We start from the raw sequence: 16,261 nt of genomic DNA, 5'->3' as shown, positions 1-16,261 counted from the left end.
CCGCGTCCCGCCACCCCGATCGGAGAGCATGTGACGGCCCAGCAACCGGCGATGAACCTCGGCAGGATCGACATAAACAAGCCCAACGCGGCTCGCATGTACGACCACTACCTGGGCGGGGTGAACAACTTCGAGCCGGACCGGCTGCTGGCCGGCCAGGTCGAGCAGGTCGCACCCTGGGTGCGGCACGTCGCGCGGATCAACCGCGCGTGGTTGCGCCGGGTGGTGCTCTACCTGATGGACCAGGGAATCCGTCAGTTCCTCGACCTCGGCTCCGGGATTCCCACCGTGGGCAACGTGCACGAGATCGCCCGGCGCGTGGACCCCGCGACGCGGGTGGTGTACGTGGACTACGAGCCGGTCGCCGTGCACCACGGCCGCGAGCTGCTCGCGGAGGACGAGAACACCGCCGTGGTCGAGGCGGACGTCCGCGACACCCGTTCGGTCCTGGAGAACCCCGACGTCAACCGCTTGGTCGACTTCGACCGCCCGGTGGGCCTGCTGATCGCCGGCCTGATGCTGTTCATCGGCGACGAGCACGGCCCGGCCGACATGATCCGCACCTACCGCGAGGCCTGCCCGCCAGGGAGCCTCCTGGCCATCTCGACCATGAGCCAGGACGAGGCCGACCCGCGGACCGCCGAGCAGCTGGCCGGGTTGCTGCGCCTCTACGAGGCCGCCGACGAGCAGGTCCATCCGCGCGACCGGGCCACCATCGAGAGCTGGTTCGCCGGCACCGAGCTGGTCGAGCCGGGCGTGGTGCTGCTCGACGCGTGGCGACCCGAGAACAGCGCGTCGACCTCCCCGGCCCGCCTGCTCGGCTACGGCGGGGTGGGTCGCGTGCCCGGCCGGGCCTGACCTCCTACAGCCGGCCCGCGACGGCTGTGGCGGCGGTGACGAGCGCGGGTGCGTTGCGCGCCGGATCGTTGAGTCGGACCAGGCGCACGGCGAACCAGGTCCGACCGACGCGGGCGAAGATCGCGTTGTCCTCGGCGTGTGCCTCCTCGCCGATGCCGGGTACCTCGGTGAACTCGTGCGCGTGCTCCCGGTCGATGTCGAGGAACTTCTTCGCGCCGTCGCCCACGAAGACCTCCACCTGGGCGACCGGGCCGCTGGTGGGACCCGCGTAGAGGCACTGCGGGCTCGCCGGGTTGGACTCGACACCGTCGACCAGCGGGGTGCCGGCGAGCGCCTCGGCCTCCGGCTTGGGCAACAGCGGGCACGCCGGCGGGAGAGCGGCCGGCTGGTCCGGCGGCGCGGAGGGCGGGGCCGCCTGGGGTGGCGGCGGGGGAGCCGGTTCCGCGGTCGGTCCCGCGGTCGGGCCCGAGCAGGCGGCGGTCAGCAGGAGTCCACGAGGAGGATGATCAGGCGCTGCACAGGGGTACCTAGGTCCCCGTCGCGGATCAGCTCCTGGAGCTGGATCGGGGCGAGCGTCACGGCGACCGCGTCGCCCCGGTCGGCCATGCGCACGACGCGCCCGGTCGCGCGGGAGGCGAGGGAGGTGAACGGGACGCCGGAGCGGCAGCGTGCGCGGCTGCTGCTCCACCAGGACCAGATCAAGGTGGGGCTGGCCGGCAACCTGCGTGACTACCGGTTTGTCGACCGCGAGGGCGAGCTCGTGACCGGCGCCCAGGTCGACTACAACGGCCAGCCCGCCGGCTACGCCGACCCGGCCGAGACCATCACCCACGTGGACGCCCACGACAACGAGACGCTGTTCGACGTCCTGCAGTACAAGCTGCCGCGAGGCACCGGGATGTCGGACCGGGTGCGGGCCAACACGGTCGCGTTGGCCACCGCCGCGCTCGCCCAGGGGCCGGCGTTCTGGCATGCCGGTACCGACCTGCTTCGGTCGAAGTCGTTGGACCGCAACAGCTTCAACTCCGGGGACTGGTTCAACCGGATCGACTGGACCTACCGCGAGTCGACCTGGGGCTCGGGCCTGCCGCCACGCGGCGAGAACGCCGCCAAGTGGGCCTACATGCGCCCGCTGCTGGCCGACCCGGCACTGGAGCCGGGGGAGCGGGAGCTGCGGACCGCCCACCGGCAGGCGGTGGACCTGTTGCGCATCAGGTTCTCCTCGCCGCTGTTCCGGCTGGGGTCGGCCGAGCTGGTGCGGCGCCGGGTGGGCTTCCCGACCGGCGGACCGGACCAGACGCCCGGCGTGATCGTCATGCACCTCGACGACCGCACCGGTCCGGATCTGGACCCCCGGTGGGAGAGCGTCGTCGTGGTCCTCAACGCCTCGGGCCGGGCGACCACCCAGGCGGTTCCCGCCCTCGCCGGCGCCCGGTACCGGCTGCACCCGGTCCAGGCCGGGGGAGCGGACCCGGTCGTGCGCACGTCCGAGTACCGCGCCGACGGGTCGTTCGCCGTGCCGGCCAGGACCGTCGCGGTGTTCGTTTCCCGGTGAACGCGCGGGTCCGGCCCTGTCCACTTCGGAAGAATATGGTTCACGTTAACATTCACAAAATGATCGTGACCGAAAAATAGTTCTCCTCGTGCGCGTCCGGCGCTCGACGAGATAAGAGAATTCTTCCTGTTCTCCGCTGTCAACAAGGCTGTGACCTGCGCAAAAGTGATCTTCGTGGAAATCTTCGTTACCACTGGTAGGCGAAAAGTCGAGTCGTGCTTGAGGGGGGTTTGAGCGATCTCCCGTAAAACTCTATTCCGGGAAGAAATTGATCTCAGCGAAGAGAGCGATCACTTTGATGAGTGCGCTAACGCACCAATTGTCGAGGCGAATTCCCCGTCCCGGGAGGTGTCGGCATGTGGCCGGCGCCCTGTGAGTACCACGCGGTGCGGTCCGCCCGGGAGGCCGTCGAACTGCTCGGCGCGTTGCCCGGCGCCGTCGTGCTGGCCGGCGGGCTGACCCTGGTGCCCGCCATGCGCCGCCGCCGACGGCGACCGGCGCACCTCGTGGACATCAACCCGGCCGGGGAGCTGGACACGCTCGTCGAGAACGACCGCGGGGTCGCCGTCGGCGCGACCTGCCGGCAGGAGACGCTCCGGCGGTGGGCCCGTGGTCGCTCCCCCCTGCTGGCGGACGCGCTCACCCAGGTCGGCACCGCCCAGACCCGGGCGCGGGGGACCGTCGCGGGCATCGTCGCCAACGGCGATCCGGCAACGCAGCTCGCGGCCGTGTGCGCGGTGCTCGACGCGACGGCCGTGGTCCACGACGGTGCGGGCGAACACCGCCGCCCCGCGGCCGACCTGTTCGCGAACGGCGGGCTGGCCGGACCGGCGTTGCTCGCGGGCGTGGAGTTCCCGGCCTGGCACCACGGCGACGGGCACGCCTTCGTCCAGGTCGGCCGGCGCGCGGTGGGTGCCACGATCGGCGGCGTCGCGGTCCGGGTCCGGCGGGATCGGGACGGCACCTGCGTCCGCGCCGACGTGGCGCCGTTCGTCCACGGCCACGACGGTTCCCGGCTCGAGGTGGTCGCCGAGACCCTGGTCGGTACGGCTCTGGACGACCGGGACCTGGCGCGGGCGGCGGCCCTCGCCGCCGACGCGGTTCCGGTCGCGGCGGACGCGATCGCCTCCGCCGACTACCGCACGCACCTCGTTCGCGTGGTGGTCCGGCGCGCGCTGGCCACCGCCGTGGGAGCGGCCTCGTGAGCCTGCCGGACGTGGGGCTGCCGACCGTGGGCGTGCTGATGGCCTCCCGGGTCTACGCGGACCGCATGGACAAGGCGGCGGCGGTCCTCACCGAGCTCGGCGTGCCGGTGACGACCCACGTGCTGTCGGCCCACCGAACACCCGACGAGACCGCCGAGTTCGCGAGGACCGCCGCCGACCGCGGGTACGCGGTGCTGATCTGCGGCGCCGGGCAGGCCGCGCACGTCGCCGGGATGGTGGCCGCGTACACGACGTTGCCGGTGATCGGCGTGCCGCTGGGCGGTGGTCCGCTCGGCGGCGTCGACTCGCTCTACTCGACAGTCCAGATGCCCAACGGCTACCCGGTGGCCACGGTCGCCGTCGACGGCGGGGTCAACGCCGGCCTGCTGGCCGCGCAGATCATCGCCACCGCACATCCGGAGGTCGGCGAGCGCGTCGCGTCCTGGCGGGCGCGGCGGGTGGCCGACAGCGTCCGACGAACCGAACAGGAGAGCCGATGACCGAGTCCTTCGTCGCCGAGTGCGAGCAGGGCGCCGCGGATGCCTGGCGCGCCTACCGCCACCACCCCTGGATCGAGGCGATGGCAGCGGGCGAGCTACCGGTGGAGAAGTTCGTCTCCTTCCAGGTCAACGACGCACCGTACATTGTGGACCTACATCGCACGCTTGCTCTCGGCGTCGCGAAGGCACCGCCCGGCTCGGCGTGGACGAAGGCGGCGACCACGGTGCTGGACGACGTCTGGGTGCTCAACGAGATCCAGGCCAAGCAGGAGCTGCTCGACGAGCTCGGCTACACCGAGACGCTCCGGATCGACCCCGGCAGGTACACCCCCGCCCGGGAGGCGTACGCCAACCACCTGGTGCGCACCGCGCTGGAGGGCGACATCGGCGACATCGCATCGGCGCTGCTGCCCTGCGCGATGTTCACCAAGGTCATCGGCGAGCGGTTCCGGGGCGTCCGGATCGACGGCCCCGCCCCTTACCAGAAATGGGCCGACATCTACGTGCAGCGTGCCGTGCATCGGATGGCGGAGGCCCACGCGGCCATGATGGAGGCCCGGGCCAGGGCCACCGACGAGGCGGGCCGGGCCCGGATGAAACTGCTGTACCTGCGCAGCGTCCAGCACCAGGTCGACGTGTTCGACTCGGCCTGGCACCTCGAGGTCGACTGGCCGGGGACGGTCCGGGACGAGGAGGCGGCGGCGTGAGGGCCGCCTGGATCGAGGCCACCCACGCCCCGCTGCGGGTGGGCGAGCGACCGCGCCCGGAGCCGGGCCCCGGACAGGTGGTGGTGGCCGTCCGGGCCGCCGGCGTCTGCCACACCGACCTGCACCTGCGCGACGCCGTACCCAGCTCCCCGCCACTGCCGCTGGTTCCCGGGCACGAGGTGGCCGGGGACGTCGTCGCCGTCGCGTCCGATGTGGACATCGCACTCGGAACACGGGTGCTCGTCTACTACTACGACGGGTGCGGGCGCTGCCCGGCCTGCGCGGACGGGCTGGAGAACCTCTGCCCCGCCCCGAAGGCGAAGTACGGCTTCGACACCGACGGCGGGTACGCCGAGTACATGCTGGTCGCCGCGCGCTGCTGCGTGCCGCTGCCGGACTCGGTGGGGTACGCCGACGCCGCGGTGATGGGCTGCTCCGGCACCACAGCCCTGCACGCCGGTCGGCGGGTCGCCGGCGTGCGGGCGGGCGAGACCGTGGTGGTGATGGGCGTCGGCGGCATCGGGCTCGCCGTGACCCAGGCGGCGGTCCTGGACGGCGCGAGCGTGATCGCGGTCGACGTGCACGAGGCGAGCCTCGAGAAGGCCAAGCAGGTCGGTGCCACCGACGTCGTGCTGGGCTCGGTCGACGTCGCCGCGGCGGTCCGCGAGCTGACCAGCGGCCGCGGCGCGGACGTCGCGGTCGACACGGTCGGTAACGAGAGCACCCCGGCGGTCTGTGTGGACCTGCTCCGCACCGGGGGTCGCCTGGTGCTGATCGGGTACACGGACCGCCCGGCGCCGGTCGACGTCTCCCGGATCGTCACCAAGGAGGTCGTCGTCCGCGGGTCGGTCGGGGCCACCCTGGACGACGCGCGGGAGGCCGTCCGGCTGCTCGCCGACGGCCACCTCCGCGCGGTCGTCTCCGGGCGCTACCCGCTGGCCGACGCGGACCGGGTGCTGGCCGAGTTGGCCGGCGGGGGGACGGTCGGCCGCATCGTGCTGGAGCCGTGATGCTCGAGCAACTCGTCGAGCGTCACCGCGTCCAGCGACGGGATCACCTGGTCGGCCGCGTCCAGCGCCAGCTCGGCGGTGACCTCGTTGGGCACGGCCACGCAGCGCAGCCCGGCGGCCTTCGCCGCCGCGACGCCCACCGGCGAGTCCTCGAAGGCCAGCGCGTCCTCGGCCCGCAGCCCCAGGGCGTCCAGCGCGGCGAGGTAGGCGTCGGGAGCGGGTTTGCCCGCACGCTTGCCGTCCTTGCAGACGACCACCGCGAAGTGCGCGCGGTCCAGACCGGTGTTGGCGAGCTGCTCGTCGATCCACCAGCCCGGCGCGTTGGACACGATCGCGCAGCGGAGGCCGAGCTCGGCGGCACGGGCGAGGTGGTCGCGCACGCCGGGCCGGGCCACGATCAGCTCGTCGCGGTGGGTCCTGCGCCGTGGCTCGAGCTCCTCCCAGTCCAGGGCGCGGCCGAGCGCCTCCTCGAGCTGGGCGATCGGCATGCAGGGACCGCGACCGGCGGCGATCTCGCCGAGCCAGTGCTCGCGGTCCAGGGTCTGGCCGAACGACTCGTAGAGCGCGTGCCAGGACCGCAGTCCCGCCACCTCGCTGTCGATCAGCAGGCCGTCGAAGTCGTACAGCAGTGCACGCGTCATGTCACCGAGACTAGGCAACCTCTCTCGACCATGACACGAGCCCGAGCAGAGGACGGTGTCAGCCGGTGAAGGAGATCCGCTGTTCGGTCGACGGCAGAACCGTTGGCGCCTCGGCGTCCCCGCGTACCTCGCTGGCGGACTTCCTGTGTCACAACGGAGAACCGGTCAACGTCGGCTGCGAGACGGGTTCGTGCGGCGTCTGCCTGGTACGGCTGGACGGGCAGGCGGTTCGTTCCTGTGCGGTGCTCGCCGTCCAGGCCGACGGCCGCTCGGTGCACACCGCGCGCGGGCTGGCCCTCGACGGCGAGCGACGGTCGATGAGCGAGCACAACGCGGTCCAATGTGGATTCTGCAGTCCGGCCTTCCTCCTCGTGATGGGCGAGGTCGACCCGACCGCCCCGCGGGTGGGCCTGTCCGAGGTCACCTGCCGGTGCACCGGCTACACCGGTCTCGCCGCCGCGGCGACCGCCGGACCGAGCACCCCGGGTCGCCTGTGCCGTGCCGAGGACGCGCGGTTGCTCGGCGGACGGGGGGACTTCGTCGCCGACCGGCGGTTGCCCGGTCAGCTGTGGGCCCGGTTCGTGCGCTCGACCCACGGCCACGCCGGGATCACCGTGGACACCTCGATCGCCGCGGCCCACCCGCGGGTGGTCGCCGTGCTGACCGCGGCCGACCTCCCCGAGGACGCCGCGTACCTGCCGGAGGTACTGGGCATCGCCGAGCCGACGCTGGCCCGTACCGAGGTGCGTTACGTCGGCCAGCCGATCGCGCTGGTCCTCGCCGAGACGCCCGGCACCGCCGAGGACGCCGCGGAGCTGGTCCTGGTCGACTACACGCCGCGTCCCGTATGGACGGAAGCCAGGACCGAGGGCGCGCCGCACGTCGTCGCCGCCCGCACCCAGGGGGATCCGGTCACCGCGGTGTTCGACGGGGCCGACGTCGTGCTCGACGAGCGGTTCACCGTGCCGAGGCAGACCGGCCTGCCCATGGAGCCGCGGCGGTTGCTCGCCGGCTGGTCGGGCGGGCGCCTGACCGTCTGGGGTTCCACGAAACACCCGCTGGCCAACCGGGCTGCCACGGCCAAGGCGCTCGGGCTGGGGGAGAACAAGGTCCGGATGGCGCCCAGCGACGTCGGCGGCGCGTTCGGGGTCAAGGGCGAGCTCTACCCGGAGGACGTCCTCGTCCCGCTCGCCGCGACGCTGCTGGGCCGGCCGGTCAAGTGGGTGGAGGACCGCGACGAGCATCTGGTGGCCATCAACCACTCACGCGAGCAGGTCTGGCACGTCCGGTTGGCCGCGGCTGTCGACGGCCGCCTCCTCGGCGCGGAGGTGGACCTGGTCAGCGACGCCGGCGCCTACGTCCGTCCACTGACGACTCTGGTCGCGGACGAGGCGAGCGCCACGTTCCCGGGCCCGTACCGCTTCGGCGCCTACCACGCCACTGCGAACTGCGTGCTCACCAACAAGACCCCGTCCGGGACCGTGCGCGCACCGGGTCGGTTCGAGGCGAACTTCGTCCGGGAGCGGGCGCTGGACCTGCTCGCCGAGCGGGTCGGCCTGGACCCCGCGGAGCTGCGCCGGCGCAACCTGCTCGGCCCGGAGGACCTCCCGTACGACGCGGGCACCTTCGGCGAGGGGCCGGTGCGCTACCCGGCCGGCGACTTCCGCGGGGCGTTCGCCAGGGTGCTCGCGCTGCCGGCGCCGGCGGCCGTCGAGGACGGGTTGCGGCGGGGCCGGGCGGTGGTGCCGTTCGTCGAGCTGTCCAGCCTCGGCGGCACCGAGCGGGTCCGGCTGTCGGCGTTGCCGGGCGGGCGGTACCGCCTCGAGACCGCGTCCGCGCCGTCGGGCCAGGGCCACCAGACGGCCTGGGCACGGGTCGCCGCCGACGTGCTCGACGTCGACCCCGCGCTGGTCGACGTGTGCTGCGGTGACACCGACGACGGTGGCGACGGTCTCGGCACGTTCGCCAGCCGCAGCGCGGTGATGGTCGGCAACGCGGTGGCCGCCGCCGCGGGGCGCCTGGTGGCCGAGGGCGGCACGGTCGTCGAGGGGACCTTCACCAACGACGACCACACCTGCCCCTACGGCGCGCTGGCCTGCACGGTCGCGGTCGACCCGGAGCTGCTCACCGTGCGCGTGGAGGAGCTCACCATCCTCTGCGACGCGGGGAACCTCATCGAGGAGCGGCTGGTGGTCGGGCAGCTCACCGGCGGCGTCGTGCAGGGCGTCGGCGGTGCCCTGCTGGAGGAGATCGCCTACGACGCGCAGGCGCGCCCGCTCGCCGCCGGTCTCGACGGCTACCTGCTGCCGCTGGCCGCGGACGTTCCCGACGTCCGCGTGCTACTCACGAACGACCACCCCGCGGAGGAGAACCCGCTGGGTGTCAAGGGAATCGGCGAGGCCGGAATCGCCGCGGCGGGCGCCGCGGTGGCCTCCGCGGTCGCCTCCGCGATGCCCGAGCTGAACCGCCATCTGACCGGTCTGCCGCTGTCCCCGTCCCGGTTGCTGGGTGCGCTGCGGGCGAAAGAACTCGAGGAGGGCATCGATGCCTGAGTCATACCCCCATTTCCAGGCGGCGTACCTGGCCGAGCTGCGCCGCACCTTCGACGAGCCCGAGTTCGTCAACTCCCCCCGGGGCAACCTCAGCCGGGAGCGGCTCGGCGTCACCTTCACCATCGCCGACCCCGTGCGACGCCACGTCGCCGTCCCGTCCCGGCGCACCAACATCATCTTCAACTTCGCCGAGGCCCTCTGGTACCTCGCCGGCTCCGACAGCCTGGACTTCATCAAGTACTACGCGCCGAGCATCGCCAACTACTCGGCCAACGGGCGCACGCTCGACGGCACCGCGTACGGGCCGCGGGTCTTCCGACACATGGGCCGGGTCGACCAGTGGCAGAACATCATCCGCACCCTGCGCGAGGACCCCGACAGCAAGCGCGCGGTGATCCAGATCTTCGAGGCCTACGAGCTGACCGTCCCAGACAACATCGACGTGGCCTGCACCCTCGCCCTGCAGTTCATGATCCGCGAGAACGCGCTGCACTGCGTGGGGTTCATGCGGGCCAACGACGCGTTCCGGGGCGTGGTGAGCGACATCTTCTCGTTCACGTTCATGCTCGAGCTGCTGGCCGGCCAGCTCGGCCTGTCCGTCGGCACCTACACCCACCAGGTCGGGTCCTTCCACGTCTACGAGTCCGACGCGGGTTGGGCGCACGAGGTCCTCCGCGAGGCGGAGGCCGCGGCGGAGGAGCCACCGGCGTTCCCCCGCATGCCGGCCGGGGACAACTGGCCGCACGTGCGGGAGGTGCTGCGCCTCGAGGAGCTGCTGCGCACCGACCGGCTGCGACTCGACGCGGAGGCGCTGTCCCATGTGGACCTCCCGGAGTACTGGCGGGCCGTGGTCGGACTGTTGGAGCTCCAGCGCCAGCTGCGCCACCGCACCCGGCTCGACCCGGACGTCGTCGGCGGCCTGCCGCCGGTCTTCGGCGACCTCGTCGCCGTCCGGTGGCCCCAGTTCGTGTCCGACGCGGCCAACTCCGCGGCGTGACCGGTAAACCACAACAAGAGGAGACACCCATGTCCAAGGACGCAGCCGAGTTCCTCGCCCAGAAGGGCATCAGGTCGGTGTTCGTGGCCGGACCGTTCTACGGCCTGGTCGACGAGAAGACCGGTGTGATGGACGACAGCGCCCAGTCCCGCATCAGCATGCTGATCGACTACTTCGAGCAGGCCGGCTGCAAGGTCTACAACGCCCATCGGCGCGAGGCCTGGGGCAAGGAGTTCCTCACCGCGGACGTCTGCACCAAGCTCGACTACGAGGAGATCGGCGCGGCCGACCTGTGGGTCGGCTACCCGGGCGTGCCGGTCTCGCCCGGTACGCACGTGGAGATCGGCTGGGCCAGCGCCACCGGGAAGCGGATGGTCGTCCTACTGGAGAAGGACCAGCGGCACAGCTTCCTCGTCACCGGTCTCGGCTCGTTCGCCAACATCAGCTACATCGAGTTCGAGGACCCGGCCGAGATCATCGAGGCACTTCCCGCGGCCATCGAAGAGGCGACCGCGGCGGCTGAACGCCGGGCGGCCTGAGGGCCATGGCGACGGCGAGAATCTGCTTCGCGATCCTGGCGCACAACCACCGCGCGGGTCTCGAGGACATGATCGCGAACTTCCGCACGGCGGCGCCGGACGAGGAGATCGTGGTCTACAACGGAGGGTCCGACTTCGACCTCGACGGCCTGGACGTCGAGGTCTGCCCGACCAGCCGGCCCCTGCGGTACTCGGGAACGGCCAGGTTCCACGCCGAGATCATGACCTGGCTGGCGGGGCGTTCCCGGCTGCCCGAGTACGTGGTGACGCTCGAGCCGGACATGATGATCGCCCGGCGCGGCTTCGCCGACTTCCTCGACGCCACGATGGGTGACGCCGCCTACCTCGGCACCCGCTTCCACCGGGTCAAGGACGGTTGGTGGGACAACCCCATCGGCCGGCGGGCCAGGTGGAAGTGGGCCGAGGGCTGGCGGGAGCTGATCGGTACGCCGGGGCCGTACCACGCGTTCAACCCGGGGCAGGTGTTCCGGCGCGAGTACGTCACCAAGTTCGCCGCGCTGCCGCACGTGGACCGGATCATCGCCCGTGCCGAGGCGTCCCGGCTGCGTGCGATCGACGAGGTGATCTACCCCAGCCTCGCGGCCGGGTTGGGTTGCCGGCCGATGGCGAACCCGGGCTCGCGGGCGATCACGCTGAAGTGGTACCCGCCGGCACGGATCGCGGACTTCCTCGCCGACGAGTCGGTGTTCCTCGTGCACCGGGTCTCCACCGACCTCGGCGCGGCGGACCGCCGCATGATCCACGACGCGCTCGCCGGGCGGCTGGGGCCGGTGTCGGCCTACGATGCCCGGCACGTTCCGTCGGATCCGTGGAGCCAGACGAAGATCCTTACCGAGAGGTTCTTCCGGCGCCGCTGGCTCGACATCACCACGGCCCTGCTACCCGAGGTGCCGCGTGCGTAGACACGCGCTCGGTGTGTACCTCGGCGGGTGCCTGCTGTCCGCGGTCGGGTCGGGGATCGTGGCGCCGTTCACGGCGATCTACCTGACCGCGGCCCGCGGGTTCCCGCTGGGCACGGTCGGCCTCGTGCTGGCGGTGATCGCGGCGGCCAACATCGCCGGGAGCCTCGCCGGTGGCCTGCTGATCGACCGGTTCGGGCTGCGGGGCGTGGTGGCGGTGAGCCTGGTCGTGCAGGCCGCGGGGTGGGTCGCGCTCGGGTTCGCGGCCACCCCGGGGCCGGCCATCGCCGCAGCCGCGTTGGCGGGTCTGGGCGGCGGCGGGTTCTACCCGGTCAGCGTGCCGATCCTGGTGGCCCTGGTCCCGCCGGCGCGGCAGCGCAGGGCGTTCAGCCTGCGCTCCACGGCGACGGGGCTGGGCACCGGGGTCGGCGCGGCGCTGGGCGGGCTGCTGCTCGGGACCACCTCGGTCGCCGCGTTCCAGCTAATGTTCGTCCTGAACGCGGCGTCCTACCTGCTGTTCTGCGGGCTGCTGCTGGCGGTGCTGCGCGGCCGGTCGCCGACCGTGGACCGGTCGGCACCCGGCCGGGGCGGGGTCGACGGGATGCTGGCCTGGCTCCTGGTGTTGCAGACGCTGCTCGTGCTCGCCGGCTTCGGGCAGTTCAACGCGGCGGTCCCGTTGCTGCTGCAGACCTGGGTCGGCCTGGGTACCGGGCTGATCGGGGTGGTCGTGGCCACCGGGACGACCACGCTCGTCGTGCTGCAGCTGGCCGTCGGCCGGCTCTCCGAGCGCCGGTCGCCGGCCACCATGCTCACCGCGCTCGGTCTCGTGTGGGCGGTGGGCTGGGGGTGCGGCCTGGTGGCCGTGTTCCTCCAGCCGGTCGGCACGACGACCGCGCTGGTGGCGATGGCCGTGCTCTACGGCGTGGGCGCCTGCGTGTTCCAACCCAACTTTCAACCGCTGCTCGCGGCCGCGGTCCCCCCGGCGCGGCTGGGTCGCGCCAGCGGGTACGCCGCCTCCGCCTGGGGGCTGGCGCTGGTCGTCGCCTCACCGGGCGGAGTGCTGCTGGTCGGTGCCGGCCCGGTGCTGCTGTGGGCGGTGCTCGCCGCGCTGGCGCTGGCCAGCAGCGCGCTGGCCCACCGGCTCGGCCGGCTCGCGCCCGGCGTCGTCGAGGACAGCGAACCGCCCGTACCGGCAGCATCGAGGAGGTAGCCGTGCCCGATCCCACCATCGCATGCCTCACCATCGGCTCCAGCGACTCCAGCGGCGGGGCGGGGGTGCAGGGCGACATCAAGGCCTTCGCCTCGATCGGCTGCTTCGCCGCGACCGTCGTCGTCGGGGTGACCGCCCAGAACACGACCGGCGTCCGCGCCAGGTACGGCCTGCCGGTCGACCTCGTCCGGGCCCAGCTCTCCGCCGTGCTCGACGACCTTCCCATCCGGGGGATCAAGGTCGGCACGGCGTGGAGCCCGGAGCTGGTCACCTGGCTCGGCAGCGCGCTCGCCGACCTGTCGGTGCCGATCGTCGTGGACCCCGTGCTGGTCACCGCGGCCGGCGCGTACCTCTCCGACGTCGAGCAGATCCGCTCGGCGCTGGTGGAGTCGCTGTTCCCGCTCGCCACGGTCGTGACCCCGAACCGCCAGGAGGCCGAGCTGCTGGTCGGTGCGCCACCGCACGCGCTGGACCGCCGCGAGCTGGCGGCGGCGCTGGTCGATCTCGGCGCCCCGGCCGCGGTCGTCACCGCGGACGCCCGGGACAGCGGCGACTGGTTCTTCGACGGGACCACCCACGAGCTGCTCGCCGGCGCCTACCACGACACCAACTGCGAGCACGGTGCCGGCTGTGCGCACTCCGCGCTCGCCACCGGACTGCTGGCCGGGGGGATGCCGCTGCCGGAGGCGATGCGCCAGGCCCGCCAGCTGGCCTCCGACGGCGTCCGCGACGGCCTGGGCCATCTCGGCTCCGGTGTGCACCCGGTGGACGTGCTGGGGCTGCCCCGGTTGGTCAGGACGCCAACCAGGTCCTGATCCGGTCCAGGTAGGTCGGTACGAGGTCCGGTGCCCACTTCGTGAAGTAGCCGCACATGACCAGGTTGTACAGTCCTATATGGACGTGGATGTGGTGGCGGCCGAGCTCGTCGATCGGGTGGAGGTCCTGGTATGCCTCGAGGAACGGCTGCTCGGTCTCCGGGAACCAGTCGAAGAGCAGCTCGCGGATCTTGCCGAACTCCGCGTACCTGTCGAGGAAGCGGGCGTGCTCGAAGTCGAGCAGGCGGCTCGGTCGCCCCTGCCGCAGCAGTACGTTGTCCAGGTAGACGTCGCGGTGGCACAGTGCCGGCTCGACCTCGCCGAACTCGGCGAGCCCCTGCTCGACGCGGCGTCGGGCAAGCGGGATGTCGACGTCCACCTCGCCGATCGCGGCGACGGCCTCGTCGAGCTGGACGATGACGAAGTCCTCGATGGAGGGGTACCGGTCCGCACCGAGCAGGTCGGTGAGGTCGGTGCCGCGGTGGGTGTGCAGCAGGCCGATCCACCGGCCGAGGGTCTGCGCGACCCGGACACGATCGGCCGAGTCGAGGTCCGACCAGACCGCGGCGGCCTGCTCGCCGGGCACGAACTCCTGCACCAGAACGGGACCGTGGACCGCTTCGTCGTCGGGCAAGAAGGCGCGGTACCGGCTGACCGGGACGTCCAGCTCCGCGGCGACGCGGGTGGCCGCCATCAGGTTGCGGAGCTTGTGCGGGTTCGGGTCCCGCGCGGGGACCTTGAGCATGAGCGCGCCCTCGTCGGTGTCGAACAGCCACTGCCTGCTCGAGTGCCCCAGCTCGAGGGGGGTGACCCCGCGCACCCGAACCCCCGGGCAGGCCCGCTCGAACGCTCCCCGAACCGCGTCGTCTGTGTGTGTCACGCGACACTCCTACCACAGCACGTGACCGAGGAGGCCGAGATGGGACCTGTCGTCGTCCATCCCGCAGAGCTGGCGGGGCTCGACGTCACCCGGCGCCCTACTCGGAGCTGGAGCTGACGTTCCTGCGTGGCTGGTGCCGGATGGTCGACTTCCTCTGGGCCGCGGCCTGGCCGACCGACTTCGTGTCCACCACGGCGAACGGGCTCGACGTCCTCCCCGAACGGCTGCTCGAGCGTGACGAGGACATCGCGGACCTCCCACCGCGGGTGCGCCGGAACGTCCGCAACGTCGTCCGTCTCGCCCGCACGCCTGCCTGGCGGCACACGCTCAACCTCAGGCTGTGGCAGCGGGTCATGCGGACGCGCGAGGCCAGGCAACGCGTTGTTCCCCTGCTCGACGCCATCTTCGACCCGCGCCCGGACAACGCGGGGGAGCGGCGTCGGGCGCTCGGCTACCTCCTGGCACCGCGCCGCCGGGGTTGACCCCGCCGCGTCCCGCCTCAGGCGACGGACCTCGGGTGCACCCGGCAGTTCGTGTGGAGGTACCGCGCCGCGCCGCCGGCGAAGTCGTAGATCGCCACGGTCTGGGTGTCCTCGAGCGGGTCGTCCGAGGGCATCAGGAAGTGCGTCTCGCTGACCGGGAGCAGCGGGTAGCGCAGCTGGTCCGGTTTGCCGAGGAACTGCGCGTGCACGGGATCAAGGGTGTGGGTCAGGAACAGGTTCCCGTCCCGCGCCGTCACCTCGAGGCGGGTGCCGGGGCGTTCGTAGACCCCCTCGTACCGGGAGGGGTCGAGGCGGAGCGTCGGGTCCGGCTCGGGCAGGTCGGGAACCCTGGTCGGGCCCAGTTCGGCGAGGACCCGGTTGAACACGGCCCTGCCGAAGCTCTCCCGGGGGCCGCCGTTGGTGAGCACGGCGACCGCGGTGTCCGAGTCCGGCAGGAGCCGCAGCCGCGCGTTCTGGCCGATCGTGCTGCCGTCGGTGGCGTAGACGGTCTCGCCGTGCCAGTCGCAGACGATGAGGCCCAGCGCCCACTCCGGCCCGAACATGTACGGGTCGGGGACGGGAACCCGCGAGGTCCTCAGCTCGTGCACCCGTTCCGCGGAGACGATCCGGGTGCCGTTCGGCGCGACGCCGCCGGCCAGCAGCACGTGCGCGGTCGTGAGCACGTCCCCCACCGTGGCGCAGACGCCGCCACCCGGGCCGTAGGCACGCGGCAGGTGGGGCACGGGGGAGACGACGGGCCCCTCGTCCCTCGAGCGGAGCACGTGCCCGGTCGCCGCGCGCTCGGGATCGACCCGGTCGGGTCGGCTGGTCGTGCTGGTCAGACCCATCGGCCCGAAGAGGCGCTCGGTCAGGAGGTCGTCCCAGCGCCGTCCCCCGACCACCTCCATGACACGGGCCAGGATCGCGTAGCCGAGGGCGGCGCTGTAGCCGTGGGTGTGGCCGAGCGGGTGGACCTGGTTCGCGTCGACGATGTTCTCGACCATGCGCTCGTACACGTCGTCGCCCTCGCCGGGGTCGCCGAAGGCCTCCTCGATCCCGTTGGTGTGGTTGAGCAGGTGGCGCGGCGTGACCCGGGCGCTGACGTCCGGGTCGGCGATCCGGAACCCGGGCAGATACGTCCGCACCGGCTCGTCCAGGCCCACCTTCCCCTCGTCGACGAGCCGCATGAACGCCAGCGCGGTCCAGGTCTTGGTCATGGAGCCGCACTGGAAGACCGTGTCGGTCCGGACGCGCTCCCCGGTCGTGACGTCGGTGACGCCGAGGGCGAACTCGGTCGTCTCCCCCCGGTGCAGGATCCCGACGGCGGCGCCGGGGACCTGGTACTCGGCCAGCAGGTCGGACACGTGGTCCTGGAGGTCGCTCACGCCAT

At 72.4% G+C, this 16,261-nt stretch carries 18 protein-coding genes; 13 read left to right on the top strand and 5 right to left on the bottom strand.

Annotated features, from left to right (window positions below):
• Window positions 1-30: 30 nt before the first annotated feature.
• Window positions 31-858, top strand: coding sequence for an SAM-dependent methyltransferase (locus BU204_RS05800; RefSeq protein WP_083661022.1), 828 nt, complete (start codon window positions 31-33; stop codon window positions 856-858).
• Between the two features lie 4 nt (window positions 859-862).
• Here BU204_RS05800 and BU204_RS05795 read toward each other — a convergent pair whose 3' ends face one another.
• Entirely contained in the window at window positions 863-1,213 is a 351-nt protein-coding gene (locus BU204_RS05795) for a hypothetical protein (RefSeq protein WP_083661021.1), read from the bottom strand.
• A gap of 125 nt (window positions 1,214-1,338) precedes the next feature.
• A complete protein-coding gene (locus tag BU204_RS41830; RefSeq protein WP_269844628.1) occupies window positions 1,339-1,464 on the bottom strand; it encodes a hypothetical protein in 126 nt (41 codons plus the stop codon).
• Here BU204_RS41830 and BU204_RS05790 point away from each other — a divergent pair.
• From BU204_RS05790 to BU204_RS05770, 5 genes are all read left to right on the top strand, one after another.
• Entirely contained in the window at window positions 1,463-2,413 is a 951-nt protein-coding gene (locus BU204_RS05790; protein ID WP_198942781.1) for an alpha-1,6-glucosidase domain-containing protein, read from the top strand. The two genes, BU204_RS41830 and BU204_RS05790, sit on opposite strands and share 2 nt — an antisense overlap.
• 356 nt (window positions 2,414-2,769) lie before the next feature.
• A complete protein-coding gene (locus tag BU204_RS05785; protein ID WP_075124500.1) occupies window positions 2,770-3,618 on the top strand; it encodes an FAD binding domain-containing protein in 849 nt (282 codons plus the stop codon).
• Window positions 3,615-4,118 (top strand): 5-(carboxyamino)imidazole ribonucleotide mutase, encoded by a 504-nt coding sequence (gene purE / locus BU204_RS05780; protein ID WP_198942780.1) that lies wholly within the window; start codon window positions 3,615-3,617, stop codon window positions 4,116-4,118. The genes BU204_RS05785 and purE overlap by 4 nt, the downstream gene beginning before the upstream one ends.
• Window positions 4,115-4,825 (top strand): TenA family protein, encoded by a 711-nt coding sequence (locus tag BU204_RS05775; RefSeq protein WP_075124499.1) that lies wholly within the window; start codon window positions 4,115-4,117, stop codon window positions 4,823-4,825. Before purE ends, BU204_RS05775 begins: the two co-directional genes overlap by 4 nt.
• Window positions 4,822-5,835 (top strand): alcohol dehydrogenase catalytic domain-containing protein, encoded by a 1,014-nt coding sequence (locus BU204_RS05770; RefSeq protein ID WP_075124498.1) that lies wholly within the window; start codon window positions 4,822-4,824, stop codon window positions 5,833-5,835. Before BU204_RS05775 ends, BU204_RS05770 begins: the two co-directional genes overlap by 4 nt.
• Here the strand turns inward: BU204_RS05770 and BU204_RS05765 are convergent.
• The gene (locus BU204_RS05765; RefSeq protein WP_075124497.1) at window positions 5,754-6,476 is read right to left on the bottom strand and encodes an HAD family hydrolase; all 723 of its coding nucleotides are present in this window, start codon (window positions 6,474-6,476) and stop codon (window positions 5,754-5,756) included. The two genes, BU204_RS05770 and BU204_RS05765, sit on opposite strands and share 82 nt — an antisense overlap.
• A 65-nt stretch (window positions 6,477-6,541) precedes the next feature.
• Between BU204_RS05765 and BU204_RS05760 the strand changes: the two genes are divergently transcribed.
• From BU204_RS05760 to thiD, 6 genes are read left to right on the top strand one after another with little or no spacing between them, the layout of a single operon-like run.
• Window positions 6,542-9,028, top strand: a complete 2,487-nt coding sequence (locus BU204_RS05760) for a molybdopterin-dependent oxidoreductase (protein WP_083661018.1) — start codon at window positions 6,542-6,544, stop codon at window positions 9,026-9,028.
• On the top strand, window positions 9,021-10,025 hold the full coding sequence (locus tag BU204_RS05755; protein ID WP_075124496.1) for a thymidylate synthase: 1,005 nt from the start codon (window positions 9,021-9,023) through the stop codon (window positions 10,023-10,025). Before BU204_RS05760 ends, BU204_RS05755 begins: the two co-directional genes overlap by 8 nt.
• Before the next feature lie 29 nt (window positions 10,026-10,054).
• Window positions 10,055-10,564 carry a TIR domain-containing protein gene (locus tag BU204_RS05750; RefSeq protein WP_198942779.1) on the top strand — a complete coding sequence of 170 codons (510 nt, stop codon included), beginning with the start codon at window positions 10,055-10,057 and terminating at the stop codon, window positions 10,562-10,564.
• Window positions 10,565-10,569: 5 nt separating this feature from the next.
• Window positions 10,570-11,487, top strand: a complete 918-nt coding sequence (locus BU204_RS38870) for a hypothetical protein (RefSeq protein WP_075124495.1) — start codon at window positions 10,570-10,572, stop codon at window positions 11,485-11,487.
• Window positions 11,480-12,694: an MFS transporter gene (locus BU204_RS05740; RefSeq protein ID WP_158073401.1), complete on the top strand. Its 1,215-nt coding sequence runs from the start codon at window positions 11,480-11,482 to the stop codon at window positions 12,692-12,694. Before BU204_RS38870 ends, BU204_RS05740 begins: the two co-directional genes overlap by 8 nt.
• Before the next feature lie 2 nt (window positions 12,695-12,696).
• On the top strand, window positions 12,697-13,509 hold the full coding sequence (gene thiD / locus BU204_RS37985; protein ID WP_075124493.1) for a bifunctional hydroxymethylpyrimidine kinase/phosphomethylpyrimidine kinase: 813 nt from the start codon (window positions 12,697-12,699) through the stop codon (window positions 13,507-13,509).
• On the opposite strand, the gene BU204_RS05730 is transcribed toward thiD, so the two are convergent.
• Window positions 13,487-14,389 (bottom strand): phosphotransferase family protein, encoded by a 903-nt coding sequence (locus tag BU204_RS05730; RefSeq protein WP_083661016.1) that lies wholly within the window; start codon window positions 14,387-14,389, stop codon window positions 13,487-13,489. The genes thiD and BU204_RS05730 overlap by 23 nt on opposite strands.
• Before the next feature lie 140 nt (window positions 14,390-14,529).
• Between BU204_RS05730 and BU204_RS05725 the strand changes: the two genes are divergently transcribed.
• Window positions 14,530-14,871 carry a hypothetical protein gene (locus tag BU204_RS05725; protein ID WP_075124491.1) on the top strand — a complete coding sequence of 114 codons (342 nt, stop codon included), beginning with the start codon at window positions 14,530-14,532 and terminating at the stop codon, window positions 14,869-14,871.
• A 17-nt stretch (window positions 14,872-14,888) separates the two neighbouring features.
• Here the strand turns inward: BU204_RS05725 and BU204_RS05720 are convergent, their stop codons facing one another.
• Complete coding sequence (locus BU204_RS05720; RefSeq protein ID WP_075124490.1) at window positions 14,889-16,256, bottom strand: serine hydrolase domain-containing protein; 1,368 nt, start codon at window positions 16,254-16,256, stop codon at window positions 14,889-14,891.
• Window positions 16,257-16,261 lie beyond the last annotated feature (5 nt).

Origin of the sequence: Actinophytocola xanthii (genome assembly GCF_001921205.1) — a bacterium.
Lineage (GTDB): Bacteria > Actinomycetota > Actinomycetes > Mycobacteriales > Pseudonocardiaceae > Actinophytocola > Actinophytocola xanthii.
Note: the sequence above shows the minus strand (reverse complement) of the source record. Positions and strands in the feature narration are given on the sequence as shown.